Annotated in this window: 17 protein-coding genes; 6 read left to right on the forward strand and 11 right to left on the reverse strand. The window is 63.6% G+C overall.

Annotated elements, in window-relative coordinates:
• Positions 1–41 precede the first annotated feature (41 nt).
• The 3 genes from RPF88_RS20230 to RPF88_RS20240 all read right to left on the reverse strand — a co-directional run bounded on the left by RPF88_RS20230 (position 42) and on the right by RPF88_RS20240 (position 4,893).
• Complete coding sequence (locus tag RPF88_RS20230) at positions 42–3,533, reverse strand: indolepyruvate ferredoxin oxidoreductase family protein (protein WP_337123080.1); 3,492 nt, start codon at positions 3,531–3,533, stop codon at positions 42–44.
• 219 nt (positions 3,534–3,752) lie between these two features.
• Positions 3,753–4,289 carry a hypothetical protein gene (locus tag RPF88_RS20235; RefSeq protein ID WP_013528209.1) on the reverse strand — a complete coding sequence of 179 codons (537 nt, stop codon included), beginning with the start codon at positions 4,287–4,289 and terminating at the stop codon, positions 3,753–3,755.
• Positions 4,282–4,893: a CGNR zinc finger domain-containing protein gene (locus RPF88_RS20240; RefSeq protein ID WP_013528210.1), complete on the reverse strand. Its 612-nt coding sequence runs from the start codon at positions 4,891–4,893 to the stop codon at positions 4,282–4,284. Before RPF88_RS20240 ends, RPF88_RS20235 begins: the two co-directional genes overlap by 8 nt.
• 148 nt (positions 4,894–5,041) lie before the next feature.
• Here RPF88_RS20240 and RPF88_RS20245 point away from each other — a divergent pair, with 148 nt between their 5' ends.
• The 4 genes from RPF88_RS20245 (at position 5,042) to RPF88_RS20260 (ending at position 9,548) form a co-directional block, all read left to right on the forward strand.
• On the forward strand, positions 5,042–5,947 hold the full coding sequence (locus tag RPF88_RS20245) for a branched-chain amino acid ABC transporter permease (protein ID WP_013528211.1): 906 nt from the start codon (positions 5,042–5,044) through the stop codon (positions 5,945–5,947).
• Between the two features lie 188 nt (positions 5,948–6,135).
• Entirely contained in the window at positions 6,136–6,720 is a 585-nt protein-coding gene (locus RPF88_RS20250; protein ID WP_013528212.1) for a TRAP transporter small permease subunit, read from the forward strand.
• Positions 6,720–8,501 carry a TRAP transporter large permease gene (locus RPF88_RS20255; RefSeq protein WP_013528213.1) on the forward strand — a complete coding sequence of 594 codons (1,782 nt, stop codon included), beginning with the start codon at positions 6,720–6,722 and terminating at the stop codon, positions 8,499–8,501. Before RPF88_RS20250 ends, RPF88_RS20255 begins: the two co-directional genes overlap by 1 nt.
• Before the next feature lie 18 nt (positions 8,502–8,519).
• The gene (locus tag RPF88_RS20260) at positions 8,520–9,548 is read left to right on the forward strand and encodes a zinc-dependent alcohol dehydrogenase family protein (RefSeq protein WP_337123895.1); all 1,029 of its coding nucleotides are present in this window, start codon (positions 8,520–8,522) and stop codon (positions 9,546–9,548) included.
• A gap of 85 nt (positions 9,549–9,633) precedes the next feature.
• Here RPF88_RS20260 and RPF88_RS20265 read toward each other — a convergent pair whose 3' ends face one another.
• Complete coding sequence (locus tag RPF88_RS20265; protein ID WP_013528215.1) at positions 9,634–10,743, reverse strand: TRAP transporter substrate-binding protein; 1,110 nt, start codon at positions 10,741–10,743, stop codon at positions 9,634–9,636.
• Between the two features lie 263 nt (positions 10,744–11,006).
• Here RPF88_RS20265 and RPF88_RS20270 point away from each other — a divergent pair, with 263 nt between their 5' ends.
• A complete protein-coding gene (locus tag RPF88_RS20270; RefSeq protein WP_337123081.1) occupies positions 11,007–11,780 on the forward strand; it encodes a gamma-glutamyl-gamma-aminobutyrate hydrolase family protein in 774 nt (257 codons plus the stop codon).
• Here RPF88_RS20270 and RPF88_RS20275 read toward each other — a convergent pair whose 3' ends face one another.
• From RPF88_RS20275 to RPF88_RS20295, 5 genes are all read right to left on the reverse strand, one after another.
• On the reverse strand, positions 11,781–12,185 hold the full coding sequence (locus tag RPF88_RS20275) for a hypothetical protein (RefSeq protein ID WP_024501916.1): 405 nt from the start codon (positions 12,183–12,185) through the stop codon (positions 11,781–11,783).
• A gap of 82 nt (positions 12,186–12,267) precedes the next feature.
• Positions 12,268–13,251 (reverse strand): 2-hydroxyacid dehydrogenase, encoded by a 984-nt coding sequence (locus RPF88_RS20280; protein WP_337123082.1) that lies wholly within the window; start codon positions 13,249–13,251, stop codon positions 12,268–12,270.
• A complete protein-coding gene (locus RPF88_RS20285; RefSeq protein WP_081714208.1) occupies positions 13,248–14,270 on the reverse strand; it encodes a LacI family DNA-binding transcriptional regulator in 1,023 nt (340 codons plus the stop codon). The genes RPF88_RS20280 and RPF88_RS20285 overlap by 4 nt, the downstream gene beginning before the upstream one ends.
• Before the next feature lie 77 nt (positions 14,271–14,347).
• Positions 14,348–15,232: a DMT family transporter gene (locus RPF88_RS20290; protein WP_032809875.1), complete on the reverse strand. Its 885-nt coding sequence runs from the start codon at positions 15,230–15,232 to the stop codon at positions 14,348–14,350.
• Positions 15,233–15,430: 198 nt separating this feature from the next.
• Positions 15,431–15,838, reverse strand: a complete 408-nt coding sequence (locus RPF88_RS20295) for a DUF2000 family protein (RefSeq protein WP_337123083.1) — start codon at positions 15,836–15,838, stop codon at positions 15,431–15,433.
• 49 nt (positions 15,839–15,887) lie between these two features.
• Between RPF88_RS20295 and RPF88_RS20300 the strand changes: the two genes are divergently transcribed.
• Positions 15,888–16,757, forward strand: a complete 870-nt coding sequence (locus RPF88_RS20300; RefSeq protein WP_027164197.1) for an AraC family transcriptional regulator — start codon at positions 15,888–15,890, stop codon at positions 16,755–16,757.
• A 24-nt stretch (positions 16,758–16,781) separates the two neighbouring features.
• Here RPF88_RS20300 and RPF88_RS20305 read toward each other — a convergent pair whose 3' ends face one another.
• Complete coding sequence (locus tag RPF88_RS20305; RefSeq protein WP_013528223.1) at positions 16,782–17,252, reverse strand: MarR family winged helix-turn-helix transcriptional regulator; 471 nt, start codon at positions 17,250–17,252, stop codon at positions 16,782–16,784.
• A gap of 212 nt (positions 17,253–17,464) precedes the next feature.
• Positions 17,465–18,211 carry an intradiol ring-cleavage dioxygenase gene (locus RPF88_RS20310; RefSeq protein ID WP_063169833.1) on the reverse strand — a complete coding sequence of 249 codons (747 nt, stop codon included), beginning with the start codon at positions 18,209–18,211 and terminating at the stop codon, positions 17,465–17,467.
• Positions 18,212–18,232 lie beyond the last annotated feature (21 nt).

An 18,232-nucleotide genomic window follows, 5' to 3' on the forward strand; every position in this document is an offset into this window, starting at 1 on the left:
AAAGCAAGGAAACTGTCGTTCAGGTAAACAAGACGTATCGGTCATTCGGCGGCCTGAAGTTCGGGCCGCGCCGGCGTACTCGACAGGCGTTCGAGCAGCCTTTGGCGCTCGCCGGCGGCCTTTTGCGCGCTGGCTTGGCGGACGTGGCCATAGCCGCGGATGAGGGCAGGCACCGAGGCCAGCGCAACCGCCGCATCGACCCTGGCTGGGGCCAACGATCCGGCGATGAGCTCCAGATCCGCCTCGTACCGCGCCAGCAGCTGCCGCTCCATGCGCCGTTCGGCGGTGTAGCCGAACAGGTCGAAGGCGGTGCCGCGCAGGCCCTTCATCGCCGCCAGCACGCGAAAACCCTTCATCATCCACGGGCCGAAGCTCGATTTCCGCGGGCTTCCGTCATTGCCGCGACGGCCCATGATCGGCGGAGCGAGATGGAATTCAAGCCTTTCGTAGCTCTGGAACTGCTTGCCCAGTTCGGCGGCGAAAGAGCCGTCCGTGTAAAGACGCGCCACCTCGTATTCGTCCTTGATCGCCATCAGCTTGAACAGGTTCCTGGCGGCAGCCTGCGACACCGCGGTCGAACCAGGCACGGCCTTCGCTTCGGCGGCGCGCAACGCGGCCAGTTTTCCGGCATAACGCCTGCCATAGGCGGCGTTCTGATAGGCGGTCAGGAAGGCGACGCGGCGGGCAATGATGTCGTCCAGCGTCTCGGCGATATCCGTCTGGCCTGCCTTTCCAGCCGCGGTCGGACCCGGCTGGGCAACCAGCCCGCGCACGAAATCCGGCTGATGGGCAGCGCGACGGCCCCAGCGGAAGGCGGCGATGTTCATCGCCACGGCTTCGCCATTGAGCTCGATCGCCTTCTCGACCGCCTCGGCCGACAGCGGCAGGCCGCTGTGCTGGAAGGCAAAGCCAAGCATGAACATGTTGGCGCCGAGCGAATTGCCGAAAAGTGCCGTGGCAGTGCGGGTGGCATCGAAGAAATGTGCCTTGTCGTCGCCCGCAGCCGCGCGGATCGCCTTTTTCAGCCGCTCTATCGGCAACGAAAAATCGGCCGAGCGGGCGAATTCGCCGGGCATGATCTCGGCGGTGTTGGCGACGAAGATGGTGTGGCCCTCGCGCACCGCGGTCAGCACCTTCTTGGCGCCCGACACGACGAGATCGCAGCCAAGCACGAGATCGGCCTTCCCTGCCGAAACGCGGATCGCATGGATGTCGTCCGGGGTACGGGCGATGCGGACATGGGTGAACACCGAGCCGCCCTTCTGGGCGAGGCCGGCCATGTCGATCATGCCGCAGCCCTTGTCCTCAAGATGCGCCGCCATGCCGAGCACCGCACCGACGGTGACGACGCCGGTGCCGCCGACGCCGTCGATGATCGCCGCCCAGCCCTGCTCGCCAAGCGGGAATTGCGCCGGAACGGGCACGTCTTCCAGCGGATCGGCCTTGCCGGCCAGGCCCTCGGCCTTGCGGATCTTGGCGCCGTGCACAGTGACGAAGGACGGGCAGAAGCCGTTGACGCAGGAGAAATCCTTGTTGCAGCTCGACTGGTCGATCTTGCGCTTGCGGCCGAATTCGGTCTCGACCGGCTGGATCGAGACGCAGTTCGACTGTACGCCGCAATCGCCGCAGCCTTCGCAGACCAGTTCGTTGATGAAGACGCGCTTGTCGGGATCGGGGAATGTGCCGCGCTTGCGGCGGCGGCGTTTTTCGGCGGCGCAGGTCTGGTCGTAGAGCAAGACCGAAACGCCCTTGACGTCGCGCAGCTCGCGCTGGACGAGATCGAGGTCGTCGCGGTGATGGATAGTGGCCCCGGCCGGGAATTCGGCTTTGCCAGCATATTTGTCCGGCTCATCCGTGACGATGGCAATGCGGTCGACACCCTCGGCCCGCACCTGCCTGGCAATCATATCGACGGTCAGGCCGCCTTCGTGCGGCTGGCCGCCGGTCATGGCGACCGCGTCGTTGTAGAGGATCTTGTAGGTGATGTTGGCATCGCTCGACAGCGCGAAGCGGATCGCCAGCGTACCGGAATGGTTGTAGGTGCCGTCGCCAAGATTCTGGAAGATGTGCTCGCGCTTGGAGAACGGCGCCTGGCCGACCCATTGCGCGCCCTCGCCGCCCATGGCCGTGAAGCCGACTGTGTTGCGGTCCATCCACAGCGCCATGAAGTGGCAGCCGATGCCGGCCGCGGCGATCGAGCCGTCCGGCACCTTGGTGGACGAATTGTGCGGGCAACCGGAACAGAAGAACGGCGTGCGCGAGCCGATGTCGGTGGCCTCGGTGAGCATTGCCTGGAACTGGCGCAGTTTTGCCACCCGCGCCGAAATCTCTTCGGACGGGCCGATGGTCCTGACGATCCTCTCGCCAAGCGCGATGGCGATCTCGTTGGGATCGAGCGCGCCTTTGGCCGGAAACAGCCAGTCGCCGCGCTCGTCCTTCTTGCCGATAATGACCGGTTGGGTGGCAGTGCCATAAAGGCTTTCGCGCAACTGTACCTCGATCAGCGAGCGCTTCTCCTCGACGACGACGACGGTGTCGAGGCCGCGGGCGAAACCGGCGATGTGATGCAGGTCGAGCGGCCAGGGGCAGCCGACCTTGAACAGCCGCACCCCGATGCGGTTGGCGGCCGCTTCGTCGATGCCGATATCCTCCAGCGCCTGGCGAACGTCGAGATAGCTCTTGCCGAGCGTGATGATGCCGATCTTCGGATTGCGGCCGCCCGAATAGACGATGCGGTTCAGCCCATTGGCAAGGATGAAGGCGGAGGCCGCGGCGCGCTTGTGTTCATGCAGCCGCTCCTCCTGGCCGAGCATGTCGATCTCGTGGCGGATGTTGAGACCGCCAGGCGGCATGTCGAACTCCGGCACGACGATGTTCAGCCGCTCGAGCGCGGCATCGACCGAGGCGGTCGATTCGATGTTGTCCTTGACGCATTTGATCGCCGCCCACGTGCCGGCAAAGCGCGACATGGCGAAGCCGTAGAGCCCGTAGTCGATGATCTCCTGGACACCGGCCGGGTTGAGGATCGGCACCATCGTGTCGACGAACAGGAATTCGGTGGCGTGCGCATTGGTCGAGGATTCGGCCATATGGTCGTCGCCCATCAGCGCAAGCACGCCGCCATGCTTCGACGATCCGGCGAGGTTGGCGTGGCGGAACACATCGCCTGAGCGGTCGACGCCCGGTCCCTTGCCGTACCAGACCGAAAAGACGCCGTCATGAGTGCCCTCGCCCAGCAGCTCCGTCTGCTGCGCCCCCCAGCAGGCGGTGGCGGCAAGCTCCTCGTTGAGACCCGGCTGGAAGATGATGTCAGCCTGGGCGAGCTGTTTCTTCGCCTTCCACAGCTGCATGTCGAGGCCGCCGAGCGGCGAACCGCGATAGCCAGAGACGAACCCGGCCGTGTTCAAGCCGGCGCGACGGTCGCGCTCGCGCTGCATCAAGAGCATGCGAATGACCGCCTGCGCGCCGGACAGGAAGATGCGCTCCTTTGCGAGATCGAACTTGTCGTCGAGCGCGACGTCGTGCAGCGTCATCAGGCATTTCCTCTGCGGAGGCCACGCGGGGCAGGCAGCCAACGTCGGGGTCGGATGACGCATCCTTTCTCCCCTTGCAAGGCAGGTCAAACAAAATCGCAGATGCCAGGCAACGCGCAACGAACAGTCCGCGGCCATCCTGAATCGGGTATGAAACCGATCCGCGGACATTGCCCGGCGCATGAACATTACAGCTGCGGCGCGGCCGGCCGCGACGCGTCAGCCGCCTTTCGAGCAATCTGGCTTCGGCTCGCCCGGCAGCTTGCCGTCGGGATGGCCGACGAGATCGGGATTGGCGGTGTAGAGCTGGTCGATGACCAGCGGCCGGTCGGGCAGGATCGACTGGTCTTCCGTCGACATCAGCGTGGTGTCGATCTTCTGCAGGACCGCGCCGTCGGCGCCCTTGATGCTGATGGCAATCGCATAGGGCTTGTTCTTGACGACGCAGGTCAGTGCCGGGCTCTCCAGCGTCACCTTGTCGAGCTTCGGCCAGACCTTCTGCTCGACCACCAGAGGTGCGCCGCCGGCGGGATCCTGGAAGCTGGCGACCGCCACCTGGCCCTCTCCCATCGGCTTCAGCGGCCGCAGGGTCACCACATAAGTCGCCCTGGCGAGGCGGTAGTTGAAAACGAATATCTTGCCGGAAATCTCGAACAGCTTGCCTTCGGCGTCGCCGGTATCGCGGCAGGCGCCGAGCGCAACGGCCACGATGAGCGCCGCGCCAACAAGGATCGAACGGGAAAGGCCGCTACGCATTCTTGACCTCATTTTCCGCCATGCGACGACGGCGATAGTGACGGCTTGCCTTCTGACGGTTGCCGCACACCGCCATGTCGCACCATAGGCGGCTGGAATTGCGGCTTCTGTCGACGAACAGCCAGGTGCAGTTGGGACAGATCCTGAGCCTTGCGAGAGTATCGTCGCGCAGAAGCGATAGCGCCGAAACCGCCAGCGCCGCCTCGAAGGCGATCGGCGTCAGGGGATCACCGAATGGCCTTCCCGGCGCACCGATCTCGGTCCGGCTGCCGGCCAGACCCTCGGCGCAGGCGCTCAGGAATCCGGGCAGATCAGCGGTGGCGACCGCGCCCTTCGACACCGCTCCACGAAACAGCCGGTCCGTCGCCTCGCGGATCGACAGCACGACGGGTGCGATCGCCATCGCTGAGGATACCGCCAGCGGCCTTTCGCCAAGCTCGGCGGCGCGAAAGCGGCTCGCCGCGTCGGCGAAGCGGGCAATCTCGGCCGGATCTTCGAAGCGGTCGAACGTCCGCCCCGGATCGCCGCGCAGCACGACGGTGTTCGCCGTGTCGAGCGCAAGCAGGCCGCCGGTGAAGCGGTGCGGGGTCCATGATACCGTCATGGCGAAAATCTAACCGATAAATCATATTTGACAAGTTAGATTCAGCGATGCAACCTCACTCCGGGATGCGGTGGTCTCCGCAGCCTTTTGAGCATGCTGTTGGCCAGGACCGCTTCGCACTTTTGGGCGGCATGCTTCGAGGTTTTGCATGCTCTATTTCTTCCAGCAGGTGCTGAACGGGCTGCATTCGGGCGCGCTGTATGCGTTGCTCGCCTTTGGCTATGTGCTGACCAACGGCATCCTGCACCGCACCAATCTCGCCTATGGCGCGTTGTTCGCCTTTTGCGGCCAGACCATGATCCTGACCGCGGCCTTCGGCTATCAGGTGCTGTGGCTGACGCTGCTGGCGGCGGTGGCGCTCGGCGTCGTCGCTGCGTTCCTCTATGCCGCGCTGATCAGCCACGTGCTGTCGCGCAGTGTCTTCGAACCGTTGGCCGACCGCACGCCCAATGCAATCGTGGTGACGACGCTCGGCATCCTGCTGCTGCTGTCCGAAGCGAGCCGCATCGCCGCCGACACGCATGATCTGTGGCTGCCGCCGATGCTGGCGGAGCCCATCGTTTTCGCGCAGGGCGCGACCTTCAAGGCAACGCTGACGCTCATCCAGCTTATCGACTGCGCCGTGGTGGTGGCGGCAATCGCGCTGGCCAGCTGGGCATTTGCCCGATCGAGCTTCGGACGGCGCTGGCGCGCCGTCTCCGACGACCCCAAGGCTGCCGCGATGTGCGGCGTCGACGTACGCGCGGTGTTCCGGCACGCGGTGCTGTTCGGCGGCTTCTGCGCCGCGCTGGCCGGTGTCATGGCCGGGCTCTATTACGGCAATGTCAGCTTCGGGTCGGGCCTCGTCTACGGACTGAAGATCCTGTTCGTGACGGCGGTCGGCGGCTATCTCTCGCCACCGCGCGCGGCGCTCGGCGCGGCCGTCTTCGGCATGGCCGAATCGCTGTGGGCCGGCTATTTCCCGGTCGAGTGGCGTGACGCGTGGATGTACCTGTTCCTGGTCACGACGCTGATCCTCATCGGCGCCGGCCGCGACACCGGCAAAATCGCCTGAAAACGTCAGACTTTGGTTGCATGACGCGAGGGCAGATCGCCGGTATTGGGCACTGTCTGCCATGCGATGATATTCGCTGCCTCTATCCTTGTTGACCCGTCAGTCCACGCGCGGCATACCGTTGGACCACGTGGCGTGACGGACAAAAAGGGGGAAGCCGGCACGCCTCCGGTACAAGGGAGGAATGCATGGCAGGGCTTCTCGCTCTATCCAGGACTATTGATCGCGCCAACGAGTTCATCGGCAAATGGATATCGTGGCTGATCCTGCTGGCGATCCTGGTGAGCGCCGCCAACGCCATTATCCGCAAGGTGTTCGACATATCGTCGAACGCTTGGCTCGAGCTGCAATGGTATCTGTTCGGCGCCGCCTTCATGCTGGCCGCCGCCTATACGCTGAAGCAGAACGAACATATCCGCATCGACGTCGTCTACGGCCTGTTTCCACGCCGCGTGCAGCACTGGATCGACCTTTTCGGGCATGTCTTTTTTCTGATGCCGTTCGTGACGCTGATGGTGATCTATTTCGTTCCTTATGTGTCGCTGTCGTTTCGCAGCGGCGAGATGTCCAACAATTCCGGCGGCCTGATCATCTGGCCCGCCAAGGCCATCCTGCTCGTCGGGTTTTTCCTGCTGGCGCTGCAGGGCATCTCCGAGATCATCAAGAAGATCGCCATCATGCGCGGAGACATGGACGACCCCAATCCCTTCATATCGGTGCATGAGCAGGCCGAACTCGAAGCCAAGGCGCTGGCCGACGAGGTGCGTTCGTGATGGAGTTCATCGCGCAGAACATGGCGCCGATCATGTTCGCTTCGCTGATCATCTTCCTGCTGATCGGCTACCCCGTCGCTTTTTCCTTGGCCGCCAACGGCTTGATGTTCTTCTTCATCGGCGTGCTGCTGTCTCCCTATTCCGGAGGATCGATCAACCTCGCCTGGCCGCTCCTGCACGCATTGCCGGATAATTTCTACGGCAGCCGGGTGATGTCGAACGACACGCTGCTGGCCATCCCGTTCTTCACCTTCATGGGCATCGTGCTCGAGCGATCGGGCATGGCCGAAGACCTGCTCGACACGATCGGCCAACTGTTCGGGCCAATCCGCGGCGGCCTCGCCTATGCGGTGATCTTCGTCGGCGCGCTTTTGGCGGCGACCACCGGCGTGGTGGCGGCTTCCGTCATCGCCATGGGCCTGATCTCGCTGCCGATCATGCTGCGCTATGGCTATGACCGCCGGCTCGCATCCGGTGTCATTGCCGCCTCCGGCACGCTTGCCCAGATCATCCCGCCGTCGCTGGTGCTGATCGTGCTTGCCGACCAGCTCGGCCGCTCGGTCGGCGATATGTACGCGGGCGCGTTGATCCCGGGCCTCGTGCTCACCGGCCTCTATATGTCCTATATCCTGATCATGTCGATCATCCGGCCGAACTCGATGCCGGCGCTGCCGCTCGAGGCCCGTACACTTGGCCATGGCGTGATGTCGCTGCTGGTGGCTTTGCTGGTCACATCGGCGGTTTCCTACGCGGCATATCGTTATCTGGCGCCGGCGCATGGCGACAATGCCGACATTCTTGGCGCGACTGCCGGGGTGCTGTTCATCTACATCGTCGCCATTGCCGACAAGCGCCTGAACTTCAACATGATGTCCAGGCTCGCGCAGCAGGTGATCATCGTGCTGATCCCGCCACTGGCGCTGATCTTCCTGGTGCTGGGCACCATCTTCCTGGGCATCGCCACGCCGACCGAAGGCGGCGCCATGGGCTCGGTCGGCGCCTTGTTCATGGCGGCGGCCAAGGGGCGCTTGTCGCTTGACGTCGTTAAGCAGGCACTGGCCTCGACGACAAGGCTGTCGTCCTTCGTGCTGTTCATCCTGATCGGCGCACGGGTGTTCTCGCTGACCTTCTACGGCGTCAACGGCCACATCTGGGTCGAGCACCTTTTGACGTCGCTGCCGGGCGGCGAGGTCGGCTTCCTGATCGGCGTCAACATGCTCGTCTTCTTCCTCGCCTTCTTCCTCGATTTCTTCGAACTGGCGTTCATCATCGTACCGCTGCTGGCGCCCGCCGCCGACAAGCTCGGTATCGACCTGATCTGGTTCGGCGTGCTCCTGGGCGTCAACATGCAGACCAGCTTCATGCACCCGCCCTTCGGCTTCGCGCTGTTCTATCTGCGTTCGGTGGCCGCGCGCGTGCCCTATCTCGATCGTCTCACCGGCAAACAAATCGCGCCGGTGACGACCGGCCAGATCTATTGGGGCGCGGTGCCCTTTGTCTGCATCCAGGTGATCATGATCGGGCTGACCATCGCCTTCCCGCAAATGGTGATGCACTACAAGGGAACGACCGTCGATCCGGGCACCATCGACTACAAGGTACCGGAGGTGCCCGGCCTGTCGCCGCTGGGCACGCCGCCGGCGGATGGAGCGGCGCCCGCTGGTGGCGCCACGGCGCCGGCCGCCCCTGACCTTTCGCAACCGCCCAGTTTCGGCGATCCGACACCGGCAAAGCCGGCAGCGCCGCAGCCCGACCTGTCGCAACCGCCAAGCTTCAACTGAACCGGCATGGTCAAGACCATGAAAGCGGTGCGGCTGGACGCAGTGGGCGACATCACGCTGCGCGACGTCGACATGCCTGACATCGGTGCGGATGAGCTACTGGTGCGCATCGAAGCCTGCGGCGTCTGCGGCACGGACCGGCATCTGTTTCACGGTGAATTTCCTTGCACGCCACCGGTGACGCCCGGCCATGAGTTTTCCGGCATCGTCGAGGCGATCGGAAAATCGGTCTCGGGTTTTGCCATCGGCGATCGTGTTACCGGCGACCCCAACATAGCCTGCGGGCGCTGCGCACACTGTCACGCGGGACAAGTCAATCTCTGCAGCAATCTGTGCGCGATCGGCATTCATCGCGACGGCGGCTTTGCCGACTATCTTGCCTTGCCGCAGAAGCAGGCTTTCGTCCTGCCTGCAGGCCTGAACCCCCTGCACGGTGCCTTCTGCGAGCCGCTCGGCTGTTGCCTGCACGGCGTCGACCTTGCCGGTATCAAACCGGGCAGCTCGGTGGTCGTGCTTGGCGGCGGCGTGATCGGCCTGCTTACCGTGCAGCTGGCAAGACTGGCGGGAGCCACGACCATCATTCTGTCGACCAGGCAGGCTTCGCGGCGCGCCCTCGCCGAGGACCTCGGCGCGACAGCGACGATCGATCCGACAGCCACCAATGTCATCGATGCGATCGCCGGACCGGCCGGTCTGGCGCCAGGTGGCGTCGACGTCGTCTTCGAATGCGCCGGCGTGCGAGAGACCGTCGAGCAGTCCATGCGCCTGGCCCGAGCCGGCGGCACGGTCGTCATTATCGGCGTGACGCCGCAAGGCATGAAAGCGGAATTCGAGCCGTTCGACCTGTTGTTCCGGGAACTGAAGGTGCTCGGTTCCTTCCTCAATCCCTACACCCATCGCCGCGCCGCCGAACTCATCGCTTCCGGTGCGGTCGAGATCGACAGGCTGATCTCCAGGCAGGTGTCGCTTGAAGAAGCGCCAGCGGTGATCGCCAATCCGCCGGCGCCCGGCGAGGTCAAGGTTCTGGTGGTGCCGCGCCGCGGCTGAACCGCCGGCTTCGCCTCCCGGCATATACAGAAAAGCTCCCTGAGCGGGGTCCGCCCAGAGAGCTTTTGAGCAGAAGTCCGGCCGACTACAGCTTGCCGTTGCGCTGCTGGACCATCATGAAGGTGTCGTAATTGTATTCGGCCACCTGTGCCCAGAGATAATGCTCCTTGCGGAAGCCCTTGATCGATTCCCAGATCTTCTTGAACGGGGCGTTGGAGGCTTCCATTTCGGTATAGACCTCGTTGGCCTTTTCGAAGCAGGCGGCCATGATCTCCTGGCTGAACGGGCGCAGTTTCGCGCCGCCGGCCACCAGCCGCTTCACCGCCGCAGGGTTCAGATAATCGTATTTCTGCAGCATGTTGGCGTCGGCCGCCTGCGCGGCAGTGTGCAGCAGCGACTTGTACGTCGGCGAAAGTTCTTCGTACTTCGCCTTGTTGAACATCAGGTGGACGGTCGGGCCGCCCTCCCACCAGCCGGGATAGTAATAATAGGGCGCCACCTTGTAGAAGCCGAGCTTCTCGTCGTCATAGGGACCGACCCATTCGGCCGCGTCGATGGTGCCTTTTTCCAACGCCGGATAGATGTCGCCGCCGGCGATCTGCTGCGGCACGACGCCGAGTTTCTGCACCACCTTGCCGGCAAAACCGCCGATTCGCATCTTGAGGCCGGAAAGGTCGGCCACCGTGTTGATTTCCTTTCGGAACCAGCCACCCATCTGCACGCCGGTGTTGCCGCCCGGCAGGCCGAAAAGGCCCTGCGTGGCGAGAAACTCGTTGAACAGGTCGATGCCGCCACCATGGTAATGCCAGGCATTCATGCCGCGTGCGTTGAGCGAAAAGGGAACCGCCGCACCGAGCGCCCATGTCGGGTCCTTGCCCCAGTAATAATATGCCACCGTATGGCAGGCCTCGACCGTGCCGGCCGTGGTGGCGTCGGCGGCCTGCAGGCCAGGCACCAACTCACCGGCAGCAAAAACCTGGATCTGGAAATTGCCGTCGGTGGCTTCCGACAGCATCTTCGAGAACACCTCGGCGCCGCCATAGATGGTGTCGAGCGACTTCGGGAAGGACGACGCCAGCCGCCATGTCACCTTGGGATTGGACTGGGCGATTGCAGGCGCCGCCAGCGTGGCCGCCGCCGCCGCGGCACCGACGCCGGTGACACCGGCCTTGCGAATGAATGAACGACGATCCATGAAGTTCCTCCCTTTTGGATCAACAGGCCGACGTCAGAAAATCCTCGGTTTCCGTGTCGGTTCGTTCGAGACAATACACAGGCAAGAAGTCGAGTCCAGCAGGCCGGCCCGATTTGACGGCGAAGCCCGGCTGCACTGCAACTATAGTCTAACAGGCCGTTTCGTGGCCCATGCGACACGCCGAAACTTGGCATGGAAAAATAACGTGGGATCGCCTATTTTGAAGGCAGGTATCCCTTGCCCAAATGGAACACAGAGCCCAAATGCATCAGCCGCTCGTCGCCATATCGACCGACGTCCGTCAGTTCGACAACTACACCTGGCACGCCGCCCCACAACAATATCTGGAAGCGGCGATCACCGGCGCCGGCGTGTTCCCGGTGCTGGTGCCATCGTTCGGCGACCGGCTCGATTTCGACGAACTCCTGTCGTCGGTCGACGGCGTCATGGTCACCGGCTCAAAATCCAATGTGCATCCCTCGCTTTATGGCGGCGACGCCAGTGAAGCCAATGGCCCCTATGATCCGGCGCGCGACGCCACGACGCTGCCGCTGATCCGCCGGGCGATCGAACGCGGCGTGCCGCTGCTCGCCATCTGCCGCGGCATCCAGGAACTGAACGTGGCGTTGGGCGGCACACTCGGCACCGAGATCCAGGATCGCGAGGGCTCGCTCGATCACCGCGCGCCGGTGAGCGACAAGCAGGACGAACGCTTCGCCATCCACCAGACCATTTCGATCAAACCTGACAGTTGCCTGGCCGGTGTGTTCGGTGCCGGCGACATCAAGGTCAATTCGTTGCACCGCCAGGCGATCGACCGGCTCGGTTCGAAGCTGCAGGTCGAGGCCGTCGCCACCGACGGCACGGTCGAGGCGGTTTCGGTGCGGGACGCCCGCGCCTTCGCCGTCGGCGTGCAATGGCACCCGGAATACTGGGTCAAGTCGGACAGCAATTCGGTGAAAATATTCCGTGCCTTCGGCGATGCGGTTCGGCTGCACGCCGCAGCGAAGGCGGGCGCGCGGGCCGCAGCGGAATAATCAGTCGCCGGATTTTTTATCACGGGTGGCCGCCAGCGACAGCAGCGGCAGCGCCGGGGCATAGGATTCGTAGCCGTCGCCATCGGCAGCCGCGAAGGTGACGATTGGATCGGTGCCATTGGCGCTGAAGGCAACGGTGCCATCGTTTTGCTCGCGCCAGAACTTCGCCTGTTCTATGCCCGGCAAGAGCCGACGGCATTTGGGAGCAACGGTGAGCAACGACAAACCGTCCGAAATTTCGGCCCCGCGGCTGACTGCACAGACCGCCTCATCGCCATTGGCGACCAGCCTGTAGCTGTTGGACGGGGCGGCCTCGTTGGCTACGCTTTCCCGGCTGCCGCCATGAAACAGCTGAATGCCACCAAACAGCGCTGCGGCAGCGATCAATGCGGAAAGTGCTTTCATCATTCTTCATCCACGTACACGGACAGGTTGAACAATGATTCCAAAGGGTTAAGCTGACGTTAATAAATGTGGCAGCCACCGATCAGTTTCTAGCCTTCACATGCGCCGTCTCGGGCACCGGCGTCAGCGGCCGGCGCTCGGTGAACCAGGACACCAGATTGTCGACGCACAGATCCGCCATGGCGCGGCGTGTATGGTCCGAGGCCGAGCCGACATGCGGCAGCAGCGAGGTGTTGGGCGCGTCGAGCAGCGCCTTGGGCACGTTCGGTTCGTCGGCAAAGACATCGAGGCCGGCAGCGGCGATGGTGCCGTTGGCAAGGGCTGCCGCAAGCGCTGCCTCATCGACCGTGCTGCCACGGCCGATATTGACGAAGACGCCGTTGGCGCCAAGCGCCGACAGTATCTCGGCATTGACCGCCTTCTCCGTCGAGGCGCCTCCCGGCGCGACCGAAATCAGCGTATCCACGGCTTCGGCAAGCCCTTTCAGGGTCGCATGATAGTGGTAGGAAAGACCTTCGACACGGCGCCGGTTGTGGTAGGCGACCGGCAAGCCAAAGGCTTCCAGACGCCGGGCAATGGCCTGCCCGATGCGGCCCATGCCGAAAATACCCACACTGCGCCCGCGCAAGGTCAGCCGGCTCAGCGGATAGTTGCCCTTGCGCACCCAGCTGCCGTCGCGCAGCCAGGTCTCGGCGCGCGGCAGGTCGCGGATGGTGTTGATCAACAGCCCGATCGTGGTGTCGGCGACCTCCTCGGTCAACACGTCGGGCGTGTTGGTGACCATGATGTTTTTCGCCGCCGCATGACAGACATCGACCGAATCATAGCCGACGCCGAAGGAAGCGATGAGTTCGAGGTTGGGCAATGCATCCATCATCGCCGCGTTGATGCCGGCGAAGGAAGCGATGCCGCGCACATCACTGCGCATCTCGTCGGTGACGAGCGCCGGATCGGCGCGTTCAATTCTGACACGCCTGAACGTGCGGTTGATGCGGTCGACCGCGTGGTCGTTGAAATCGCCCGGCACCAGGATGGCGACGGTCTGCAATTGTTCGGCCTTGGTCATGCACGCTCCACCGGCTTGCCGGTCGACTGACGCACATGCAGTTCCGGCTTGATCAATTCCTGCGAGGGTCGCACCGTCTGCCCGTTGAGCTTGTCGAGCAGCGCGCTGGCGGCGCGGCGGCCAACCTCGCGCTGGCCGTTCCAGACTGTGGTCAGCGCCGGCGTCGCGATCGCCGCCTCTTCGAGGTCGTCATAGCCGGTGACCGAGATGTCGACGCCCGGCACCAGGCCGGCGCGGGCAATGCCGTTCATCAGGCCGATGGCGACGAGGTCGTTCCAGCAGCAGGCTGCCGTCGGCCTGTCCTTCAGCGCCAGGAACTGTCCGGCGGCCTCGAAGCCGGCCTGCTTGGTGCGCGGCCCGGCGATGCGCCAGGACGGCCTGACTTCCAGCCCGGCCGCCTCCATCGCGTTGATATAGCCTTGGTAGCGGTCACGGCCGGTCGAGGTCTGGTCGGTGCCGCCGATCATGGCGATGCGCTTGTGGCCGAGCGAGATCAGGTGGTTGGTGGCGAGGCCTGTTCCATAAGAGTCGTCGCCGCGAAAGACCGGCACGTCGGCACCCTCGACGGTGCGCGCGATCAGCACAGCCGGCAGGCCGTTCTCCTCGGCCATCACGATGTCGGAAGCCGGCGTGCCGATCGCCGGCGACATGATGACGCCGTCGGCGCCGAGCTGCAAAAGCGTATCGATGAAGGTGCGCTGCTTTTCGAGCTGATCATAGTGGTTGGACAGGATGAAGGTTTGCCGGCTGCGGTCGAGCTCGCTTTCGATCGAGCGCAGGATCTCGGCGAAGAACGGGTTCATGATGTCGTGCACGACGACGCCGACAATGCCGGAACGCGAGGTGCGCAGGCTGGCGGCGCGTCGGTTGTAGATATAGCCGATGGCGCGGGCATGTTCCTTGATGCGGTCACGGGTGGTCCCGGCAACAAGAGGGCTGTCGCGCAGCGCCAGCGAGACCGTGGCCGTGGACACGCCGAGCGCATCCGCGATCGTCGAAAGCTTGATTTTTTGTGCCAGCGACGTGTGCTCCCCGGACCTGACTTTCCAGACCTAAACTGTTTAAAGGCGGCGTTATGCCACCGATCGGGGGCAAATCAAAGTTTTTTTGCCAACGCCTCGGCCTCGACGTCCGAGGCCGCGCGGCTCCGCAGCCGAAGCCTATGCTCGCGATGGACGATGTAGAGGCCGCTGGCGACGATGATGGCGGCGCCGACCAGCGTCCAGCGGTCGGGAAACTGCTTGAAGACGATCCATCCGGAAATGATCATCCACACCATCTGCGAATAGGGATAGGGCGCCAAAGCCGTGGTCGTCGCCAGCCGGTAGGCCTGGACGAGCAGCCAGTGACCGACGCCGCCGAACACGCCGAGCATCAGCAGCACGAACCAGTGCCAGCCGTCATGCGGCAGGGAAAACGAAAACGGCAGCAGGGGCAACAGCAGCAGCGCCGGCGCCAGCGCCGAAAACAGGATGAGGCTCTCCGATGTCTCGGTCGCCGACATGCGGCGCGTCATGATGACGTAGAAGCAGTTCGACAGCATCGAGCCGAGCGCGAAGAGATGTCCGATGCCGAACACGCCCACGCCCGGTCGGGTGATGATGAGGACGCCGGCAAAGGCCGCCAGGATGGCCAGCCAGCGCCGCCAGCCCGCCCACTCGCCAAGCAGCGGACCGGCCAGCGCCGTGATCACCATCGGCCCAAAGAAATAGATCGAGGTTGTCTCGGCCAGTTGCAGGGATTTGAGCGCCAGGACATTGAATATGGTCGATCCGAACAGGAAAGCCCCGCGCAGGATATGCGCAGGCAGGTTGACCGGGCGAAACCGCATGGGTTGGCGCCAGCCGCGCAACAGGGTGCCGACCAGGATGACATGCACGGCAAAGCGCACCCAGGCAACGACCAGCACGGAAACGCCGGCAAGGACGAGGTATTTGCTTGATGTGTCGAGGAAGGTGAAGCAGACGTAAGTGGAAAGCATGCACAGGATCGCCACCGGGGGCGTCGCGCTTTCTACATGTCTTTGGGGAGCACTCACTTGCAGGCCGGGTGGGAGCTGGGCTGGACCCACCTTTGCGGGAATTGCCGGCTCCCGGCAAGCCAATTGTCGGCTGTCGCCACGCCAAAGCCGGCTGGCACAACAAGTGTCGGCGGCAGGCTTAGTCGATACTTTTGAAAGCTACGGGTGCATACGGGCGCCCTTGGTGATCTTGTCGACCAGCTTCTTGTCGGCGCGAAGCGCGATCCCGACCGCCTTGGCGTCTTCAGGCGCAAATTCGGCGAAGACGGCCCGGTTGGCCGCGTCAAAGCCGGTCGAAAACATCTCCTCGACATAGAGCGAGGTGGTCACGCCGCGCTCCAATGTGCGCCGGTGGATCGTGCCCAGCGTGGCCTGGTCGGCGGACAAAACGATGACCGGCTGGATCGACAGCGGGTTGTAGAGATTGCCGGCGCGGTCGCGATAGGGTTCACCGATGATATCGGAAAACTGCGCGACGATGCCGCTGGTCAGGAAGGCGGTGACGTTGAGTTTCTGCCAGACCGGCAGATCTTCCCTGAGCACGATTGCAAATTTCGTATCGAACATGAGACATTGGCCATTCGGTTTGTGCCCCAATGCGAGGCTTACGGAGACGATGTCGCACGATCTAGACAGCCAGGCTTTCGAGGGTCTTGGACGTTTGTGCATCGATGCGGCGGAAAACCGTATTATCTCCGCCCCCGATCCCGCAGGCATGGAGCGGATCGAGGCACGCTTCCATGGCAGCGCGTTCGACCTGCATCGCCACGACACCTATGCGATCGGGGTAACGCTGCACGGTGTGCAGACGTTTCGCTATCTTGGTGCTGCGCGTCACAGCCTTCCAGGCCAGATCATCGTGCTACACCCCGACGAACTGCATGACGGCGGCGCCGGCACCGAGGACGGCTTGCGCTACCGAATGCTCTATTTGGAGCCGTCGCTGATGCTCGACTGCCTCGGCGGCGCTTCGCTGCCTTTTGTGAGGGATGGCGTGGTGACGGACGCCGCCTTTTGCGCAACGCTGCTTTCGGCGCTGGGGCCGCTGGAGCAGGAACTCGACGACCTGTTCGTCGACGACTTCCTGGTCCAACTGATGCAAAGCCTGACCCGGCATGGCGGCCAGCCGGCAAAGCCGATGACCCGGACGGCGTGGCGGGCGGCTGCACTGGCGCGCGACTATCTCACGGAAAACCTGACCCGGCCGGTGCGCTCCGGCGAACTGGAAGCGATAACCGGGCTCGACCGCTATGCCTTGTCACGGCATTTCCGCGCGGCGTTCTCGACCAGTCCGCATCGCTTCCTGGTGATGCGCCGGCTTCAGCGTGCGCGGCGAATGATCGCCGCCGGCGAACCGTTGGCGCAGATCGCGGTCGAAGCCGGCTTCAGCGACCAGAGCCATTTCATCAGACAGTTCAAGAAGGCGTTCGGCATGACACCGGGACGCTGGTCGTCGCTGATCCAGGGCTCTGCCGCGGCGGCTTGATCGCCTGCCGCGACAATCCGCCAGTCAGTCGTCCGACTCGGCGTCGTCGTCGATGAGCACCAATTCCTCGTTCGAGAGGTTGGCCTCGATGCGGGCAAGCAGTTTGAACAGCGACTTCTGGTCCTTCTTGTCGAGGCCCTTCAGCGCCTGCTTTTCGGTCTTCTTCACCGATTTCTCGATGGCGTGGATGATGTCGCGGCCTGTATCGGTGAGAAAGATGTGGGCCTGGCGGGCATCGGCTTCAGAAGCGCGCTTCTCCAGGAAACCCTGGGCCTGCAGCCGGTTGATGGTCTTGGTGATCGTCGGCGGGCGCACGCCGAGACGTCCGGCAAGATTGCCCGGCGTCTGGCCGTCCTCACGGTCGAGCGCCAGCATGATCTGGTCCTGGCCGGCATAGAAGCCGTGCGCCAGAAGCCGGGCAGCCAGCGCCGTCCTTGCCAGCCTTGCCGCGGAATGCAGCCGGCTCATTGTCGCAGTCTTGTCCGCCTTGGCCATGGTCTTCCCTCTTCGGCCGTACCGGTGCGGGCAGCATAGAGGCAGCCGGCCGGTTGGCAATCGACGATCAAAAAGATTCCGGTGCTTCAAACAGCTTTGCCGGCAAGCATTGTGGTGTCCGCCGTGGCTAATGCCAGATGTTTATTTCAGTTAGATGACAAACGAATTCGTGACCGGAGTTTTCGCCGCTGACAAGGTGCGTGAGGGAACGCTCAGCCGGACTTCACCGCCACGATCATCAGCGCCTGATAGGCATCCTCCAACTCGCGCAGCGCAGCCTGCGATTGCGATCCGGCCCGCCTGGCGATGCCGTCATCGGCATTTGAAGTGTCGCGCTTGCCGGGCCGGTCATTGTAGGGCGCGACAGAGGTGAAGATCTGCTCGCTGAGGCTGTCGGGGAAAAACAACTGGCCGGTCATCACCGACCTGTCGTCGGGGAAGACCTTGAAATGGATGTGGGTGGTGCGGCCGCGATACCAGCCGGGATAGATCGTGGCGAAGGAGACGATGCCGCTTGCATCGGTTTTCTGCCAACCACGCAGGAAGGTCTGGCCCGACGTGTCGACGTCGCGGCCGTCACCCTGTCCGGGATAGCCGGAATAGGCGCCCTGCGCGTCGCAATGCCAGATATCGACGCGGGCGCCGGCAAGTGGGCGGCAGTCCACGTCGACAACCTGCAGCCGGACGTCAAGGGCAATACCTTTCTTGCCTTCGGTGACATCGGCACGTTCGAGTTTCGGGTCGAAATAGAACGGTCCCTCGGTCACTTCAGGCGTAATGGTGCAGACACCGGCGCCGTTTTCGAACAAGGCCAGTCCGGCATAGGGTGAAGCCTGGGCAGCCGAAGATTGAGCGGCCATTGCCGAGGCCGGCAGGAAGGCACCACCTCCGGCGGTGACCGCGATCAACCCGAGCGCCTGGCGCCGGCTCAATGAGAAGGAGGATGGCTTGCCGGACATATCTTGCCTCTCAAATTGACC

The organism is Mesorhizobium sp. ISC11 (assembly GCF_037162595.1).
In the GTDB taxonomy this organism is placed as follows: Bacteria; Pseudomonadota; Alphaproteobacteria; order Rhizobiales; family Rhizobiaceae; genus Mesorhizobium; species Mesorhizobium ciceri.